Annotated in this window: 17 protein-coding genes and 1 pseudogene; 5 read left to right on the forward strand and 13 right to left on the reverse strand. The window is 55.5% G+C overall.

Features of this window, described 5'->3' with window-relative positions:
• Positions 1-32 precede the first annotated feature (32 nt).
• Both ACIRQ6_RS05855 and ACIRQ6_RS05860 read right to left on the reverse strand, forming a co-directional pair.
• A pseudogene (locus ACIRQ6_RS05855) lies at positions 33-1,010 on the reverse strand (enoyl-CoA hydratase/isomerase family protein); the annotation flags it as partial.
• Positions 1,007-2,149 carry an acyl-CoA dehydrogenase family protein gene (locus ACIRQ6_RS05860; RefSeq protein ID WP_420863200.1) on the reverse strand — a complete coding sequence of 381 codons (1,143 nt, stop codon included), beginning with the start codon at positions 2,147-2,149 and terminating at the stop codon, positions 1,007-1,009. The gene ACIRQ6_RS05860 and the pseudogene ACIRQ6_RS05855, both read right to left, overlap by 4 nt.
• Before the next feature lie 142 nt (positions 2,150-2,291).
• Between ACIRQ6_RS05860 and ACIRQ6_RS05865 the strand changes: the two genes are divergently transcribed.
• Complete coding sequence (locus ACIRQ6_RS05865; protein WP_420863201.1) at positions 2,292-3,251, forward strand: glycosyltransferase family 2 protein; 960 nt, start codon at positions 2,292-2,294, stop codon at positions 3,249-3,251.
• Between the two features lie 53 nt (positions 3,252-3,304).
• Here ACIRQ6_RS05865 and ACIRQ6_RS05870 read toward each other — a convergent pair whose 3' ends face one another.
• Positions 3,305-4,804, reverse strand: a complete 1,500-nt coding sequence (locus ACIRQ6_RS05870) for a CoA-acylating methylmalonate-semialdehyde dehydrogenase (RefSeq protein WP_420863202.1) — start codon at positions 4,802-4,804, stop codon at positions 3,305-3,307.
• A 118-nt stretch (positions 4,805-4,922) separates the two neighbouring features.
• Between ACIRQ6_RS05870 and ACIRQ6_RS05875 the strand changes: the two genes are divergently transcribed.
• The 3 genes from ACIRQ6_RS05875 (at position 4,923) to coaD (ending at position 6,846) form a co-directional block, all read left to right on the forward strand.
• The gene (locus ACIRQ6_RS05875; protein WP_420863864.1) at positions 4,923-5,798 is read left to right on the forward strand and encodes a LysR family transcriptional regulator; all 876 of its coding nucleotides are present in this window, start codon (positions 4,923-4,925) and stop codon (positions 5,796-5,798) included.
• Between the two features lie 57 nt (positions 5,799-5,855).
• Positions 5,856-6,290 carry a CBS domain-containing protein gene (locus ACIRQ6_RS05880; protein ID WP_420863203.1) on the forward strand — a complete coding sequence of 145 codons (435 nt, stop codon included), beginning with the start codon at positions 5,856-5,858 and terminating at the stop codon, positions 6,288-6,290.
• Positions 6,291-6,351: 61 nt separating this feature from the next.
• Positions 6,352-6,846 (forward strand): pantetheine-phosphate adenylyltransferase, encoded by a 495-nt coding sequence (gene coaD, locus ACIRQ6_RS05885; protein ID WP_420863204.1) that lies wholly within the window; start codon positions 6,352-6,354, stop codon positions 6,844-6,846.
• Between the two features lie 11 nt (positions 6,847-6,857).
• On the opposite strand, the gene ACIRQ6_RS05890 is transcribed toward coaD, so the two are convergent.
• From ACIRQ6_RS05890 to ACIRQ6_RS05935, 10 genes are all read right to left on the reverse strand, one after another.
• The gene (locus ACIRQ6_RS05890; protein ID WP_420863205.1) at positions 6,858-7,016 is read right to left on the reverse strand and encodes a hypothetical protein; all 159 of its coding nucleotides are present in this window, start codon (positions 7,014-7,016) and stop codon (positions 6,858-6,860) included.
• A 259-nt stretch (positions 7,017-7,275) separates the two neighbouring features.
• Entirely contained in the window at positions 7,276-8,280 is a 1,005-nt protein-coding gene (gene gap, locus ACIRQ6_RS05895) for a type I glyceraldehyde-3-phosphate dehydrogenase (RefSeq protein ID WP_420863206.1), read from the reverse strand.
• Between the two features lie 139 nt (positions 8,281-8,419).
• The gene (locus tag ACIRQ6_RS05900) at positions 8,420-8,563 is read right to left on the reverse strand and encodes a hypothetical protein (protein ID WP_420863207.1); all 144 of its coding nucleotides are present in this window, start codon (positions 8,561-8,563) and stop codon (positions 8,420-8,422) included.
• A gap of 53 nt (positions 8,564-8,616) precedes the next feature.
• Positions 8,617-9,621 carry a type I glyceraldehyde-3-phosphate dehydrogenase gene (gap, locus tag ACIRQ6_RS05905; protein WP_420863208.1) on the reverse strand — a complete coding sequence of 335 codons (1,005 nt, stop codon included), beginning with the start codon at positions 9,619-9,621 and terminating at the stop codon, positions 8,617-8,619.
• A 326-nt stretch (positions 9,622-9,947) separates the two neighbouring features.
• Positions 9,948-10,664, reverse strand: a complete 717-nt coding sequence (locus tag ACIRQ6_RS05910) for a substrate-binding domain-containing protein (RefSeq protein WP_420863209.1) — start codon at positions 10,662-10,664, stop codon at positions 9,948-9,950.
• 570 nt (positions 10,665-11,234) lie between these two features.
• Positions 11,235-12,674, reverse strand: coding sequence for an alpha/beta hydrolase (locus ACIRQ6_RS05915; RefSeq protein WP_420863210.1), 1,440 nt, complete (start codon positions 12,672-12,674; stop codon positions 11,235-11,237).
• Between the two features lie 446 nt (positions 12,675-13,120).
• Complete coding sequence (locus ACIRQ6_RS05920) at positions 13,121-13,615, reverse strand: hypothetical protein (protein WP_420863211.1); 495 nt, start codon at positions 13,613-13,615, stop codon at positions 13,121-13,123.
• The gene (locus tag ACIRQ6_RS05925; protein WP_420863212.1) at positions 13,608-14,657 is read right to left on the reverse strand and encodes a hypothetical protein; all 1,050 of its coding nucleotides are present in this window, start codon (positions 14,655-14,657) and stop codon (positions 13,608-13,610) included. Before ACIRQ6_RS05925 ends, ACIRQ6_RS05920 begins: the two co-directional genes overlap by 8 nt.
• A 103-nt stretch (positions 14,658-14,760) precedes the next feature.
• Complete coding sequence (ubiG, locus tag ACIRQ6_RS05930) at positions 14,761-15,477, reverse strand: bifunctional 2-polyprenyl-6-hydroxyphenol methylase/3-demethylubiquinol 3-O-methyltransferase UbiG (protein WP_420863213.1); 717 nt, start codon at positions 15,475-15,477, stop codon at positions 14,761-14,763.
• Entirely contained in the window at positions 15,474-16,289 is an 816-nt protein-coding gene (locus ACIRQ6_RS05935) for a methyltransferase family protein (protein ID WP_420863214.1), read from the reverse strand. The genes ubiG and ACIRQ6_RS05935 overlap by 4 nt, the downstream gene beginning before the upstream one ends.
• Positions 16,290-16,435: 146 nt before the next feature.
• Here ACIRQ6_RS05935 and ACIRQ6_RS05940 point away from each other — a divergent pair, with 146 nt between their 5' ends.
• Positions 16,436-16,609: a hypothetical protein gene (locus ACIRQ6_RS05940; RefSeq protein WP_420863215.1), complete on the forward strand. Its 174-nt coding sequence runs from the start codon at positions 16,436-16,438 to the stop codon at positions 16,607-16,609.
• The last annotated feature ends 3 nt before the right edge of the window (positions 16,610-16,612 follow it).

Consider the following 16,612-nt stretch of genomic DNA (forward strand, 5'->3'; position numbering starts at 1 on the left):
CCGCGCTGTGGCATCAACATTTTTGAGACATCAACAGCGGGCACTGCATCAACCGCATGGCGCCAGTTTGGGGAACGGTCCTTATCTATGATGGCGGCACGAATACCTTCGATAAAATCGCCATGTTCCATGGATCGAGACGTGAAACGGTATTCCAATTCCAGCGCCTTTTTGATGTCAGTTTGTCCGCGCAAACGGTGAATCATTTGGACAGCACTTGCCATGGCAAGGGGTGAATTGCGGTTAAGCTTTTTCAAAGAGTGCGCGGTGAACTCGGTTTCTGTCTGTGTCAAGGCGCGAAGGATATCCCCAAGGGTTTCTCCGCCAAAATGATGGTCGATTTGGGATTGAAGTTGGGTCAAAGTGCCTTTTGGGGCGGGGCAAGACGCCGTAGAAATTGGATCAGTAGAGCCTGTGTCTTGTAGCGTTGTTTTCAGGCTTTCCCATTGATCTTGCGGGATAAACATGTCCGCAAAGCCAACGTAGCAGGCATCATCAGGGCCCATGCGTTCGGTCGTAATCCCAAGGTATTCCCCCAGACGTCCGGGTGCGTTGGCCAGGATCATGGAGCCGCCCACATCCGGGACCAGACCAATGCCGACTTCGGGCATGGCGATTTGGCTGGTTTCACCGACGATCCGGTGCGAGCCATGACAGCCAACACCAACACCACCGCCCATGGTAAAGCCTTGCAGAAAGCTCACCACGGGTTTGGGGTAGTCAAAGATCTTAGCATTCAGGCGATATTCGTCCGCCCAAAACTGGCGACCGTAGTCGAAATTTCCGGCCAAGCCAGTGGCGTACATTTCCGCGATATCACCGCCAGCGCAAAAGGCTTTGTCACCGGCTGCGTCTATCAGGATGAGGTTGATGTGATCATCATCTTGCCATTGGTCTAACGCCGCCTCGATATCGAGGCACATTTGGTGGGTCAGGGCGTTTAGCGCTTTGGGGCGGTTTAGGGTGATATGGCCTGCTTTGCCGCTGCGCCGGATCAGAATGTCGGTCATTGTTTTGTTACCAACTGGCGCGCCACGATCAGGCGCATAATTTCATTGGTGCCTTCCAGAATTTGATGGACGCGAAGGTCGCGCACTGTTTTCTCAACGCCGTAGTCTGCCAGATACCCGTAGCCGCCGTGCAACTGTAGGCAGCCATCTGCGACACGGCTGCCGACCTCGCTGCAGTGCTTTTTTGCCATGGCGCAAAAATGTGTGGCATCGGGGGTTTGGGTGTCCAGTTTCCAAGCGGCTTGGCGGAGGAAAACACGGGCTGATTGCAGTTCGATCTCCATATCGGCAAGGCGAAATTGAAGCGCTTGGAACTGGTCAATTGGGCGCCCAAAGGCCTTGCGTTCGGCCATATAAGCAACAGTGGCGTCCAGTGCAGATTGGGCTGCACCGATAGAGCAGGCAGCGATGTTCAAGCGCCCTCCATCCAGGCCCGACATCGCATAAGTGAAGCCTTTTCCTTCATCGCCAAGCAGATTTCCTGCATCAGTGTAGCAATTGTCTAACTGTACTTGCCGCGTAGGTTGGCTGCGCCAACCCATTTTATCTTCGAGGCCACCGAAGGACAGGCCATCGGCACCGTCTTCAACAATCATGGCCGAGATCCCTTTGGGGCCTTCGTCACCGGTGCGGCACATCACGATATAGGCGTCGGAATAGCCGCCACCGGATATAAAGGCTTTGGTGCCTGTCAAGTGGTAGCCCTCATTGGAGCGGGTGGCCTTGGTTTTCAGGGCTGCCGCATCTGATCCCGAGCCTGGTTCGGTCAGGCAATAGCTGAACACAGTTTCCATGGTCAGGGCTTTGGGCAAAAATTGCGCCTTGAGGTCGTCAGAGCCATAGGCGTCAATCATTTTGGCACACATGTTATGGATGCTCAGGAAAGCAGCGACCGAGGGGCAGGCCATGGAGAGCGCCTCAAACACCAATGTGGCGTCCAAACGGCTGAGGCCCGTACCGCCGCTTTCCTCACTCACATAGAGCCCGGCAAAGCCTAACTCGGCCAGCTGGGGCCACAGGGACTTGGGGATGGTGCCTTGGGTTTCCCACTCGCGGGCGAAGGGGGCGATGTGTTGCGTGCCAAAGTCCTTCGCCATGTCGAAAATAGCTGTTTGTTCCTCGCTCACTGCAAAATCCATCTGGCCCTCCCATAAATTGAACAGTTGTTAAATTGTGGCAGTGGTCGGCCCCGTTGGCAAGCAGTGTCCGGTGCGAAACTGGTTGCAAAGCCCAGCCAATAAATTACACCCACGGCTAAGTTTTTCCAACAAAGGCCCGTTCGTGATCCGCCGCATCCCGCCCAAAATGATTGCGATTGGTGTTGTGACAAAAGACCGACCCGCGATGTTGGCCCGTTTGCTGGCGTCCTTTGTCGAGATGGACAAGCCCGCAGATGTGCAGCTAGCCTTTGTGGTGATCGAGAATGCCGATACTGCCTCCTTGGGGGCACAAGTGGCACAGTTTGAGGCCGCTATCAGTCATAAAGTCCTCTACGACATCGAACCCGAACCCGGAATTCCCTTTGCACGCAACGCGGTTTTGGAGCGCGCGTTGACGATGGGCGCGGATATCTTGACCTTTGTCGATGATGATGAGCGCGTGGATCAGGGCTGGTTGGTGGCGCTGGTGCAGGGGCTTTGGGATCGGGATCTGGATTTGGTCGGGGGACCGTTGCGCATTGAAGCTGAAACGCCGGTTCAAACCTTTTGGCAATCGGCCGTTCTGGGGTTTTTGCAGCAAAAAGCCGGACGTAATGAAGCGCGGCGTGCTGAGAGGACCGCAAACGGCACCGATGGAACCCAAGACGCTTATACCAACAACTGGGCGCTGCGCCTGTCGTTCGCGGCACAGCATGGTCTGCGATTTGACGGCAATTTGCGCTACACTGGTGGATCTGACACGGCCTTTAGCATTGCGCTGAAGGCGGCAGGGGGGCGGCGTGGATGGGTGCCAGACGCGGTTGTGTATGACCGAATCCCGCTGCACCGTCTAAGCCTTGGATATCATTACCGTCGCAGCCGCGATCAGGCCCGCAACGGGGCGATCTTGCGCAAAAAGCCGCTCTGGAAAGCGCCGTTTTTCATGTTGGCGCGTTTCGTTGAGGCCGCTGTGCTGGTGTTGATCAGCCCGATTAAGGGCCGCGTTGCTTTGGTTCGGGCCGTGCATAACATTGCTTTGGCAGATGGGCGCTTGCGCGGCGCCCTTGGCTTCAAAAGCAGTCTATATGCGCCCAAGACATGAAAAAGGACGCCCGAGGGCGCCCCTTTTGCAGTGGTTTGAGAGCGTAAAGAGCCCTATTCCATCACTGGAATGCTGAATTCGCCACCTTCTTTGATGCCAGAAGGCCAGCGCGAGGTCACGGTTTTTGTGCGCGTATAGAATTTAAACGCGTCTGGCCCGTGTTGGTTGAGATCACCGAACATGGATTTCTTCCAGCCGCCAAAGGTGTGATAGGCCAAAGGCACAGGGATCGGGACGTTCACGCCCACCATGCCGATGTTGATCCGGTTGGCAAAATCACGTGCTGTGTCGCCGTCACGGGTAAAGATCGCGGTGCCGTTGCCGTATTCGTGGTCCATGGCGAGGCCAATCGCCTCTTCATAGGTTTGCGCGCGAACTGTGGATAGGACCGGGCCGAAAATCTCGTGCTTGTAGATGTCCATGTCTTTGGTGACATTGTCGAACAGATGCGCGCCAACGAAAAACCCGTCTTCATAGCCTTGCAGGCTGAAATCACGGCCGTCGACCACCAGTTTTGCGCCTTGATCAATTCCTGTCTGCACCAAACGTTCGATGTTAGACTTGGCTGCCGCCGTCACCACGGGGCCGTAATCCACATCATTGCCGGAGGTGTAGGGGCCGACTTTCAGGGCCTCAACACGAGGCACAAGTGCTTCGATAAGGCGATCTGCAGTGTCCTCGCCCACGGGGACTGCGACCGAGATGGCCATGCAGCGTTCGCCTGCGGCACCATACCCTGCGCCCACCAGCGCGTCTGCGGCTTGGTCCATATCGGCGTCGGGCATGATGATCATGTGGTTCTTGGCCCCACCGAAACACTGTACGCGCTTGCCTTGGGAACATCCCGTGCCGTAGATATATTCAGCAATAGGGGTCGAGCCGACAAAGCCCACGGATTGGATCGTGTCGTCATAAAGGATCGCGTCCACCGCTTCTTTGTCGCCATTGACGACCTGAAGGATGCCCTTGGGCAAACCGGCTTCTTCCATTAATTCGGCCAGCATCAATGGCACGGACGGGTCACGCTCGGATGGTTTCAGGATGAACGCGTTGCCACAAACGATTGCGGGGGCAAACATCCACATGGGGATCATGGCGGGAAAGTTGAACGGGGTGATGCCTGCGGTCACGCCCAATGCCTGCTTCATGGAATACATGTCGATGCCGGGGCCTGCTGAATCGGTGTAGTCGCCTTTCAACATCTGCGGCGCACCAATGCAGTATTCCACCACTTCAAGGCCGCGCTGCACGTCGCCTGCCGCGTCGGGCAGGGTTTTGCCGTGCTCACGGGACAAAGCCTCGGCCAGTTTGTCCATGTCGCGGTTCAACAGATCGACGAATTTCATCATCACACGGGCGCGGCGTTGTGGGTTCACTGCGGCCCATGCCACTTGGGCTTTGGCGGCGATTTCCACGGCCCGTTCCATTTCGGCCTTGTTCGCCAGAGGCACCTTGGCCTGCACCTCGCCTGTTGCAGGGTTGTAGACATCGGCAAAGCGGCCTGACGTGCCTTTGACATGAGCACCGCCGATATAATGTGTGAGTTCTTGCATGGAATCCTCCGTTTCGTTGGGCAGAGTTTAGCCTTGCAAAATTGCCATGAAAAGCGCCAGTTATACAAAATTGTTTTGCAAAAATGCAGGGATAGCCAGAGTGATCAGTTGGGATGATATGCGGATATTTGTGGCTGTCGCGCGCCTAGAAAGCCTGTCTTCGGCGGCAAAGGCCCTGAAGGTTGATCCAGCAACCGTGGGACGGCGGATCGCCCGGCTGGAGACGGATTTAGGTGGAGCGCTGTTTGCCAAATCACCACAAGGCTATGCCCTGACGGATTTGGGACAGCGGGTGCAAACCCATGCAGAACAGGCCGAAGGGGCTATGGCGTTGGCGCGCGAAGAGGCGCAAGGATCCGAGGGTCGCCTGACTGGGCAAATCCGCATTGGGGCACCTGACGGATCGGCCAACTTCCTGTTGCCGCAGGTTTGCGCCGAGATTAGTCGCGAAAACCCCGAGCTTGAGATCCAGATTTTGGCCCTGCCAAGGGTTGTGAACCTGTCCAAACGCGAAGCCGATATGGCCGTAACCGTCAGCCCCCCTGTGGCCGGACGGATGAGTGTGCAAAAAATCGCAGACTATCGCCTACATGTTGCAGCATCGGTGGAATATCTTAATTCCGCACCACCGATCCGCAACGTGGCCGATCTGCGCGATCATCCGATCGTGGGCTACATCCCAGATATGATCTTTGACAAAGAGTTGGATTACCTCAACGAGATGGGGGTCGAACGTGTGGCGTTGGCCTCTAATTCAGTGTCGGTGCAATTGAATATGCTGCGCCAAGGTGCAGGGGTTGGGGTGGCCCATGACTTTGCCATGCCGTTGGTGGGAGGCTTGCAAAAGGTCCTCGCGGACGAGGTTTCACTGACCCGCAGTTTTTATCTGGTGCGCCATGCCAGTGATGCACGGGTCGAGCGTTTGAGCCGATTTGCCCAACGTCTGGTCACGGGATTACGCGCGGAGGTTGCAAAACTTGAGGCGCTTGCTTGACACAATGTCGCAGCAGATTGCACAGTGGAGCCACGCAAATCAAAAGGGAGACAGACGATGCTGGTGCAGCAAATCTTGAAATCCAAGGCAGATGATGGCGTGGTCAGTATCACCCCCGAGGCATTGGTGTCAGACGCCGCAGCACTTTTGTCTGCGCGCAAAATTGGGTCTGTCGTGGTGTCGACAGACGGGCGTGTGGCCTTGGGCATTTTGTCTGAGCGGGACATCGTGCGCGAGATCGGTAAGCGCGGACATGGCTGCCTGAGCGAACCTGTGTCCAAGATGATGACCACAAATTTGGTCACATGCGACAGTTTCCAAACAGCCGATGCAGTGTTGCACACAATGACAGAAGGGCGGTTTCGCCACATGCCTGTGGTTGAAGACGGCCAGATGGTCGGCCTGATCACTTTGGGAGATGTGGTCAAAGCCAGATTAGCGGAACTGGCGATGGAAAAAGATGCGCTGGAAGGCATGATTATGGGGCATTAACCCCTTGCACCCGTTGCTTTAATGCTGTTGCTTGGCGCGCGACGTCACAGGAAGGTTGCCGATGCGTGTTGGTCTTTATCCCGGTACATTTGACCCCATAACTCTGGGCCATTTGGACATTATTCGCCGTGCTGCTGCCCTTGTGGACCGGTTGGTGATCGGTGTTGCGATCAATCGTGACAAAGGCCCTTTGTTTTCACTCGAAGAGAGGGTCGCCTTGCTCGAGGCCGAGATGGAAAGCCTGCGTGCCGAGACAGGGATCGAGATCGTGGCCCATCCGTTTGAGAACCTGCTGATCAATTGCGCCCATGATGTGGGGGCAGGGATTATCATTCGCGGCCTTCGTGCGGTTGCGGATTTTGAGTATGAATACCAAATGGTTGGCATGAACCGTCAGCTGGATGACAGTGTCGAGACCGTCTTTTTGATGGCTGAGGCCCAGCATCAAGCCATCGCCAGCAAACTGGTCAAAGAGATCGCGCGACTTGAAGGCGATGTCTCAAAATTCGTAACGCCGCCCGTTGAGGCGGCGTTGAAAGATCGTTTCGGAACGTAATAGCGCCGAGGTTAGCCGTAGACGGCTTTGGCGGCGATTTTTTTCGCATCACCACGGTATATGTCGAGGTCCAATGCCACGTTCAGGGGCATTGCGCGCAGTTCAGCAAGGGTGTTGCGGTATTCCATCCACTTTTGGACGGCGGTGGTGAGGGTTGTCAAAATGATCATTGGCCAGTCCTTTCAAATTACTGCTTCTGATACCGCTAACATAGGCATGCTGCGTTGCAGCACAACTGAGTGATTGGTCAAAGCAGCTTTGCACCTGGTGCAATGCTTAAAATTGTCTGAAATGGCCTGCCAGCATGTGTATGGCTGGCGTATGGCAGCTGAATGGCTGGGGGCCATACAGCCTGCGTTTCGAACGGCTACCGCAATTCGAAAGATAGCGGGGGCGCGGCCCCCACACCAAGGTCCCCAAGAAAAAGGCCTAGAGGAATTTCGCCATAGCTATGGCGGTATCGGCCATGCGGTTGGAAAAGCCCCATTCGTTGTCATACCAGCTGAGGATCCGACACATGTTGCCGTCCATGACTTTGGTTTGATCCGTGGCAAAGATCGATGAATGGGGGTCGTGGTTGAAGTCCATGCTGACCAATTTGTCGTCGGTCACTGCCAACACACCTTTGAGCGGACCGGATGCCGCCGCAGCGGCCATGGCCTGATTGATTTCCGCCTCGGTTGTGTCGCGGCCTGCTTCAAATGTCAGATCTACCACGCTGACGTTAGGGGTGGGCACGCGGATGGCGGTGCCGTCGAGCTTGCCATTGAGTTCGGGCAAAACCAGGCCCACGGCTTTGGCGGCACCTGTGGACGTTGGGATCATCGACAGGGCTGCGGCGCGGGCGCGGTAGAGGTCTTTGTGCATCGTGTCCAGCGTGGGTTGGTCGCCCGTGTAGCTGTGGATCGTGGTCATAAAGCCGCGTTTGATGCCGATGCTGTCATTGAGCACTTTGGCCACTGGGGCCAAGCAGTTGGTGGTGCAGGACGCGTTGGAGACGATCAGGTCATCTGCAGTCAGCACGTCATGGTTCACGCCGTAGACAATTGTTTTGTCCGCGTCTTTGCCGGGGGCTGAGATCAGGACCCGCGAGGATCCGTTTTCCAGATGGGCCTGACAGGCCTCTTTCGAGGTAAAGATACCGGTACATTCAAAAACGATATCGACATCGGCCCATGGCAAATCAGCCGGGTTGCGGATGGCTGTGACGCGGATAGGACCGCGCCCCACATCGATGCTGTCGTCTGAGGTGGTCACGGTTGCAGGAAAGCGGCCATGCACACTGTCAAAACGCAACAAGTGGGCGTTTGTTTCTACCGGACCGAGGTCGTTGATGGCCACCACGTCTACATCGGTGCGGCCTGATTCAATGATCCCGCGCAATACATTGCGCCCAATCCGTCCAAATCCGTTGATTGCTACTTTGACGGCCATGTCGACATCCTTTCGGGAAGTTTTCGCGCTACTTGAGAAACTGTTACCGCTAACAACCGAATTTTCAGGCAAAGGTCAAGGGGCAGGCGCGGGGCTGGCCTGTCAAAATTCTCGCAATTGTGGAAACGGGGGGGGCAGGTCAGCGCCAAAAGGCGATATATTCCATCAACTCTAAGCCGCGTTGGCCCAGAAAGACCAGGTTGTCCCCCTCCAGAAGGGCAAGGTCCAGAACAATGCCTGCCAGAATTAACCCGCCAAGCCAGAGTGAAATTTTGGTGGTCATGCCTGTCGTCTTACGTCCTGTCGCCGCAAGCTTGGGCCTGCGACCCCAGCGCGCTAGTGCATCAATTGGCCCATAACCGCAGCCATGTCGGCCATGCGGCATGAAAAGCCCCATTCGTTGTCATACCATGCCAGAACCCGCACGGTCCGACCACCCACAACTTTGGTTTGATCCGGCGCAAAAATCGAAGAATGCGGCGTGTGGTTGAAATCGATACTGACCTTGGCCTCGGGGTCATAGGCCAAAACAGCACCCATATGGCCGTTTGCTGCCTCGGCGACGATGGCGTTTACATCCTCGACAGTGACATCTTTTGAGGCCTCAAAGGTAAGATCAACTGCACTGACATTTGGTGTTGGTACGCGCATCGACGTCCCGTCCAGTTTGCCGGCAAGTTCGGGCAGGACCAAACCCAAAGCTTTGGCAGCACCCGTGGATGTGGGGATCATAGCCATGGCGGCAGCGCGGGCGCGGTAGAGGTCTTTGTGGCGGCGGTCCAACGCGGGTTGGTCGCCTGTATAGCTGTGGATGGTGGTCATGATACCACGTTCGATCCCGATGGCGTCGTTGAGGACTTTGGCCAAAGGGGCAAGGCAATTGGTGGTGCAAGATCCGTTGGAGATCATTGTTTCGTCACGGGTCATATCGCGGTGGTTCACCCCGTAGACCACGGTGCGATCGACATTCGTAGCAGGGGCCGAGATCAGAACTTTCTTTGCGCCTTGCTCCAGATGTACTTTGGATTTCTCGCCATCGTTGAATTTGCCGGTGCATTCAAGGACGATATCACAGCCAGTCCAATCCAGTTCCTTGGGCTCGTAGGTGGAAAACACCTCCATCGGGCCGCGTCCCAGATCCAGCGTGTTTCCGTCAACTTTGACGTCGCCGTTAAAGCGCCCGTGGACACTGTCGTAGCGCAGCAAGTGGGCGTTAGTTTCAATCGGGCCTGTGGCGTTTATCTTGACCACTTGGACATCGTTGCGCGCGCTTTCGGCAATATGCGCCAAAGTGCACCGGCCGATGCGGCCAAAGCCATTGATCCCAACAGTGACGGTCATGATTATGTCCCTTCCACGAAACTCACATCTCACTCGGGCGCGGTATATAATTGTGACGTGGCGGAAAAAAGGAAAAAGCGCGACGAAACAGGATGTTAGCGCAAACCGATATCGCCATGGTTGTGATGGCGCTAACTGTGAGCGGTAACACAGTGTTCTGCTGCGATCCGAGTGGCAGGAAGAGCCGCTATGGCGGGAATCATTAGGGTTATTCGGGTCAGGCGCCTTGGACGTTTTTGAATATGCGGCCATGACTTTGATCGAAAAATCCGGGGTTGTGGCTGATCTCGGCCCAACCGCCGATACCCTTTGGATGGCCGTTGAGGTTACGCAGGATCTGGTTGATTTTGGACAATCCGGGTGTGCAGACCCAGACTGTGCAATCTTTTTTGCAGCGACGGCTGCTGCAACCAAGCGGCAAAATCCAGTGTCGCGGCGTTGGCTTGCGTCGCAACACATAGGGCAAGGTCAATATGCACGTCCATTTGGAGTGGGCAGATGAATTTTGCATGAACCCCGTGTACCGGGGCCACATTTGTCAATGGCAAAGCGGCTACTTGCACATCGCCAGATTGCAGGGCGGCCATTGGCCCTCCGCCCGGCATCCATCGCAGCTTTCCTTGTATCTTTTGCGCGATGTCCAGTTGAGCCGCGAGCTTGGAAAATTGCGCGCCACTTGTCCCAGAATCCGTGATGGCAATGCTGTCGGCCTGCGCAAGAAAGGCAGCAATTGCGGCCGGATCTTGCGAGGGCGCAGTGGTGCTGTCACCGCGCATCGCAAGGCACAGGGGCGAATGTCCCAACACTTGCAGACCGTCCTTATTGCACCGGTTATCATCGACAATTGTTTGGATATACGAGGGGTTAGACAGGGCAATAGACCAATCCGCCCCGGTTTTGACATAGCCCGGCACCTCGGGGTTGAGCATCAAAGCCACGGCGAACCTATGCCCGGTCTGCGCGATAAAGGACGGGACTATTTCGTCAAACACCTCTTTGAGGGCGACAGGAAGCACGATATTTATGGTCTGGGTGTCCATCATACTCTTCGAGGTTTGTGTGTTGCCTGATCCAGTCTTAGCAGGCCCAATCGCAGTCACCTAGGGATATAGGAAGCTGTTGAAATGACACCGGGGGCTGATTTCATCTCAGTTTGAGTGATACAGCGCGAAAGACGAACGGATGCTTAGGCAAGAACGCAATTCCACCAGTCAAATTTCCTCAGGAATGGATGTTTTCAAACCAACCCGTTTTCACTGCTTGGGCCCAGCCGCCTCGCTTGGTTTGTGTCGCACCTTCGCAGGCATGTCTTTGTCGTATACAGGACGTCTGACACTGCCGGGATGAGCAACCCTACGTCCATACGGCAATCAGAGGCACGGCGGAATATGCGTGTGCGCGCAGAGCAGCAGGCTTGCGTCAAACCCCTCAGCTTCCGCGATCACTTCGGATACATTTGCACAGCGCACAGCGATATTTTCTTCAACGCGTTCAAGCCAGTAGGCGGCATCGTTTTTGGCGTTCTAAGGCACAGGAAAACATCATCAAATACTGTGCGCGTGGGCGGTAAACTTCACGCTTTGGCCCCTCAATTGGCGGGGCTATTGTCTGGGTTACGCCATAAACAGAGGCGTTGATGCAGCGATGGCCCAGGCTAGGATTAATCCTGACCCAAGGCCTGCCCCCATTGGGCCGGTTCGGTTCGAGACCCACATGGCCATGGTGCCGTAAACGATCCAAAAAAGCACCAGGACTGGAAGAACGGTGAACACCAGTCCAAGTTCGGTGGGGGAGGCGATCATCGCCAGAGTGAAAGCCACCAGAAAAGGAAGGCGCAAAGCCACGCGCATTAGCACGCCGCGCCCGTGAACAAGAATGCGATCTGCACATCCAAATACAAGTGTTGCAGGAAGTAGTATCAAGGCAAGGTTCAGTCTTGGTCCCGTGGGCAGAAAGGCTGCACCATAGCGATCCAGGGCAAGGGCGAATACGCCCAATGACCAAACCAGCAACAGCATGTTTGCGGTAAGGTGGCGTCCAGAAAGCCTTGGTCGGATGCGCAAAGTTAACAAAACCAAGACGCCCCACACCCCAAAGGCAAGCGCAAGAGCGCCAAACCCCGCAAGGCCGATCAGCGGCAGACCCGTAATCGCCGCACCACCGGCGCCGACTGCCGCTACCGATGCCGCCAGCGCGGCGGAGGGTGTGCTGACAGTGTTTGGCGCGGCGATGCTGGGCAGCATCGGTACAAGGGCGCGAAACAAGATTAAGATCGACAGCAACAGCGCGGCGATCCATTTTCCTGTCATCACAGGCTGGGCGTCGGTCCCTAGCCAAGTCGTAATTTCCGATAGGGTCACAGCCGACCACAACACGCCTACATGACCGACCAATGGCGCACTGACGGCGCGGCGAGTGACACCGTTGGATGCCACTGTCTGGCCTTCGCCAGCGGGGCCAATCTGTTCTAAGGCAGTCAGGGCCACTTCGCGCAATCTGGCCTCGAATGCGCCCGATACGACCAGCAAGCGTTCCGGATGCGTTGGCGTGACGGCGTCTGAATACATAGAGATCGCCACGACGGCTTGGGTCACGTCCAACTGATCAGCAGCGCGCACAATGACGTCCGTTGCCATCGAATGACCGACAAATGAGACGCCTGTCAGCCCTGTGCGGCGCTGGGCCTCGGTTACGACCGAAAGCGTCTGGTCAACCAGATCTTGCGTGGTGCCTGTCAACGTCTCGATAGCAGGAGACAGTGCCACGCGATGGCGGCCGTGGCCAATAAAATCAAAAGCCACAACAGTATGACCTGCGCGCGCCAGTGTGAGTGAAATCGCCTCCATCATTTGGCGCGAGCCGCCAAATCCATGGGCCACAACGACAAGCCCACCGGTCGGTTCGGTCGCCCGGTAAAATGTCGCTGGGGTGTCGTCCAACATGACCCGATCAATGGTTACTGAAGTTCGCGCATTTTCGAGAGAGTAGAGCGACCAGAGGGCAATCACGACGACAAGTGCTGTCAGAAAATGGAAGAGACGTGGGCGAAACATATCACAGGAAATGGAGCGAAATACCGCTGTGGCCAACACTTTTTTCTGAACCAAAACGGCGCGGTCCCAATGCCACAGGGTGTGCGTGGTGCGCAGGCGGTGCCTCGGGCAGCTACAACAACGCAAAGACAACAAAGCCGATAGGACGGCGGCGAATTGTTGGGACCGACCCGGATAAATGACACGTCACAGCCCATTGGGCCTGAGTTACGTCGGTCAAGGCCGCAGGTATTTTCCTGCCGGTACATGCGCCGTTACACGTGGCAGGCAGCGCCTTGTTGGGTTTCGGCATCGCCCGGTCATTTCTGTTGTTCATGGCCGCGCTTTATACGCGTTCCAGATTTTAACCTTTGGGGGATCATTGCTGCAGACTTTGGGGCTTTGGTATTTCTTTTGCGAGCGCTGCTTGCGAAGGAGGGGCTGTCGCCTGATCGATCTCTGGCCAGTTATTCGGCAGATTGGTCATTCATTTCTTGGGTAACGGTCGCGCGTGCCGCGATCCGGTTCCCGTCGATCACATAATATGAATGGTCATTGCTGCTGAGGTTCACTGATATCTCGTGCTCGCTCTCAGACAAAAACGGGATGTGAAAATTCGGTCCATAAAGCCGTGCAATTTTTATGCCATCCACATACAGATGTGCGTGTCCTGTGTTGTCGACGTTTTCGCTGTTCACCATGTGTGGCGTGAATGTGAAATTACTGGTGGTAAGCGTCACGTTCCAGCCATTCATTGGGTCTTGTTCGACTGTGATGGCCACTTGGGGCGCACCCACGGCTGGGACCTCAAGCAGTCCATGCTGCATCTCGTGGGCCATCATATCAGCTGCGCTTTGTTGCTCGGGGAGGTCACGAAACCACGGGGCAATGATGACGCCAATCAAAACCGAGGCGATCGACAGGTAAATGAGATAAGGAAAGCGCAAAGAAATTTTAGACATCACTTGGGACCCGCAGTGTTTTGAGGTTTGTGTTTTTGCGCCAGTCGGGGACGAGTTTTCTCACTTTCCAGCGTTGTCCTGCGCCTAACAAAAGCAGGACAAGTGCGACGCCGATGATAGGCATGTGGCCCACAAATTCGATCAGTGCAGCTTCGTTATTGCCTTCGATCAGGAACAAGACATTTGAGGCCAAAAGAACGATGGACAAGGCCAGAACATTCAGTCTGGTCGTTGTCCCAAGGATCAAAATAACCCCGAAAATCACTTCGGTGAACCCGGCTGACAGAGCGAACAGGCGGTCGGTGAAGAACTCGAAACCAAGGGCAGGCAGGAAGTTCCACGGGTTGGCTGCCAAAAAGCTTTCGGCCAGAATGGCGCCAAACAGCTTTTCGGCCAGCCCAAGGGTGACCAGTGAAATCCCGACGAGGATCCGCATAATCGCCACTGAAAACGGCTTATACTGTTCGCGCAACTCAAGCGTTGGCAAATTGTTGATCAGCAGGAATATCGCGATGCCGACCATGCTGAGGTATTCCAATGCGGCGAGGACACCGAATTGGATGGTCAGACCGAGGTGCAGGATAAGCAGCAATATCGCCGCATGGCGCACAAAGCGATTTGCGATAAACAAGATCCCGATGATGGCCTGAAGGAAGATCAATTTCGTTCCAAATGCCCCATAAGCAATCAAATGCGGGGCGATAATCGCACCTTCATATGCCGTGAGCAGCATCGACATGCCGGTGAAGATGCGCAGGATTTCGATGAAGTCATGTCGTGTCTCGCTGCCCACTATACGCACATTCGGCAGTTTTGTGTCCAAGACGACGGAAGTCAGCACAATCGCGATAGAAAGCGCGATCCAGATCAACACCTCTGGGTCGGTGATGCTGTAGGCGACGAAATTTTCAACCCGGACGTTGCTGTCCACGAACCATCGGACATGCGCAAATGCCCCTGTGGCACTGAAAACAAAAGTCAAAAGCAGTAAAATCTTGGCTGGAATGAAGATCGCAGGCCGGTAGCTAAACCTTGAAAACATTGAATGTCCTTGGTCATTATGACTTTGCAGAAGTTAGGCTGATGTGCCCGCGCGTCCAGTCAGCGACCGCTTTTTTGGGGGCTGCCTAAGCTGTAAAATCCATTCAATTTGAGACATCCGGCAAACGGGCGGTACCCATATAAATGACGGTTTTGACTGGAAGTGGACCGAAGGTAAAATCAAAGCGCCGGTTCACGCCACGTGGACCCAAACCCACCTGCGGCCCGCAGACCAAACCTGCATCCGTCATCGCCTTGCGCAGTTCGTGGGGTTTAATAAACATCGCAGGATCGTGGGTGCCTTTGGGCAAAAGCCGCAAAATATCCTCGGCGACTGTGATGGTGGCAAGCTGTGCGATGGGATTGCGGTTGATCGTGTCGTACAAAAACAGACCACCGGGTTTGAGTACCCGCGCGACTTCGGTCAACACTTGGGATAAGTCCTGCACATGTTCGAGGACATCGACGCACACGACGCTTTCAAATATGGCGTCCGGATACGGAAGATGTTCCCCGACACCTACGTCATAACTGATATCAAATCCGGTCTGCGATGCATGACGTTTTGCAACCTCAATAGCATCTTGTGCAGGGTCAATGCCTGTCACCTGCGCGCCTTTTGCGGCAATCGCTTCGGCCATAAAGCCGCCCGCGCAGCCTAAATCCAGCACGGTTTTGCCTTGCCAGTCGATCTGTTTGTCAAACCATTTCAAGCGTCCGGGGACCAGATTTTTGAGCGTCCGGACCCATCTGATATCGTCCGACCACCAATTGTCTGCCACATCATTATAGATTTGAAGGTTGTTGCGTTTGGTGTTCATCGCGACTGCTTTCCAGAAAGGCGGGGGATCATATAGGGTACTTTTTTGCGGTAATTTTTAAACCGCTCGCCGTATCGTCCGGCAAAGCGGCGTTCTTTTAACAAGGGGGCCAAGACGCAGTACGATGTCAGCCCGAGTGCCAAGAACAATTGGTCCGGCGTCCAAACGGGTACGGTCCAAGTTGTCAGGGCGAAGGCGGCATAGATCGGTTGGCGGATCACGCGAAATAGCCCACGAGTGGGCATGTCGGGGAACACCGGGGTGATGTTCTGCATCAAAGACATCCAGCCCAATGCCCCTGATTGAACCTCAGCGCCTGCGTCCACACTGGCCCAAAGCAAAAGCAGCCACGACGCAGCGTAGAGCGCGCAGATCACCACAAATGCACCGCCCGTCGCCTGCCACCAAATGGTCCCGCTTGGGGTCCAAAGCGCAAAAAGCGCGAACAACTGGATGGATGCGATAATCGCAAAGGTCGTCGTGGACAGGGCTTTTCCATATCGCTGAGGCGCAAGACGGGACAACAGGCCGCCACCCTTGCGCGTCAATAGCAACGAATGAACCACTGGAAATTGCACAATAAGGGCTGCGTTGGCGAAGATCGCATAGGGCTCTGGCACGCGGCCCAAGCACATGCTCATTCCGAAAAACATCGCGAGGATCATCGACAAAACCGCAAGGGCGAACACTGCATGGCACAGCGCGCCGTAGAAAAGGGCGGTGGCGATACGGGCGCCACCGGGCGGGGGCTGCAACGTGGCAAGCGCAAGGGCGACAAAGCGCATCAGCGGGGAGGGGGACCGGTCGTTCATAGGCCGCAAGATGTAGTGACACTTGCGCATTTCAAGTTTGGGCGGGCACGCGCGGTCGACGTCCTTGTCTTAAAAATGGAACCAACCAACCGGTTCGGACGTATCCCCTACAAAGCGATAAAAAATCTTGCCTCAGGAGCCTGAAAATGTCCGATACGAAGAAAGAACACACATCCCACAACAAGTTCGATCGCCCAGCCGAAAACCTAGCCACCATAGATAAAGAGCATGCGCCGTGGCTCGATGATGCAAGCGGTCACGCGCAGGTAAAATCCCAACATCGGCGGTATCACAGCCTGTTCGAGGACCTGATGAACTGAAGG

It is taken from the genome of Algirhabdus cladophorae (assembly GCF_044772865.1).
GTDB classification, from domain to species: domain Bacteria; phylum Pseudomonadota; class Alphaproteobacteria; order Rhodobacterales; family Rhodobacteraceae; genus Algirhabdus; species Algirhabdus cladophorae.

Bases quoted from the DNA above. Each gene is read 5' to 3' on its own strand.
- ACIRQ6_RS05860 (WP_420863200.1), bottom strand. From the start codon at position 2,149: ATGGATTTTGCAGTGAGCGAGGAACAAACAGCTATTTTCGACATGGCG.
- ACIRQ6_RS05870 (WP_420863202.1), bottom strand. From the start codon at position 4,804: ATGCAAGAACTCACACATTATATCGGCGGTGCTCATGTCAAAGGCACG.
- ACIRQ6_RS05875 (WP_420863864.1), top strand. From the start codon at position 4,923: ATGCGGATATTTGTGGCTGTCGCGCGCCTAGAAAGCCTGTCTTCGGCG.
- ACIRQ6_RS05880 (WP_420863203.1), top strand. From the start codon at position 5,856: ATGCTGGTGCAGCAAATCTTGAAATCCAAGGCAGATGATGGCGTGGTC.
- coaD (WP_420863204.1), top strand. From the start codon at position 6,352: ATGCGTGTTGGTCTTTATCCCGGTACATTTGACCCCATAACTCTGGGC.
- ACIRQ6_RS05890 (WP_420863205.1), bottom strand. From the start codon at position 7,016: ATGATCATTTTGACAACCCTCACCACCGCCGTCCAAAAGTGGATGGAA.
- gap (WP_420863206.1), bottom strand. From the start codon at position 8,280: ATGGCCGTCAAAGTAGCAATCAACGGATTTGGACGGATTGGGCGCAAT.
- ACIRQ6_RS05900 (WP_420863207.1), bottom strand. From the start codon at position 8,563: ATGACCACCAAAATTTCACTCTGGCTTGGCGGGTTAATTCTGGCAGGC.
- gap (WP_420863208.1), bottom strand. From the start codon at position 9,621: ATGACCGTCACTGTTGGGATCAATGGCTTTGGCCGCATCGGCCGGTGC.
- ACIRQ6_RS05910 (WP_420863209.1), bottom strand. From the start codon at position 10,664: ATGATGGACACCCAGACCATAAATATCGTGCTTCCTGTCGCCCTCAAA.
- ACIRQ6_RS05915 (WP_420863210.1), bottom strand. From the start codon at position 12,674: ATGTTTCGCCCACGTCTCTTCCATTTTCTGACAGCACTTGTCGTCGTG.
- ACIRQ6_RS05920 (WP_420863211.1), bottom strand. From the start codon at position 13,615: ATGTCTAAAATTTCTTTGCGCTTTCCTTATCTCATTTACCTGTCGATC.
- ACIRQ6_RS05925 (WP_420863212.1), bottom strand. From the start codon at position 14,657: ATGTTTTCAAGGTTTAGCTACCGGCCTGCGATCTTCATTCCAGCCAAG.
- ubiG (WP_420863213.1), bottom strand. From the start codon at position 15,477: ATGAACACCAAACGCAACAACCTTCAAATCTATAATGATGTGGCAGAC.
- ACIRQ6_RS05935 (WP_420863214.1), bottom strand. From the start codon at position 16,289: ATGAACGACCGGTCCCCCTCCCCGCTGATGCGCTTTGTCGCCCTTGCG.
- ACIRQ6_RS05940 (WP_420863215.1), top strand. From the start codon at position 16,436: ATGTCCGATACGAAGAAAGAACACACATCCCACAACAAGTTCGATCGC.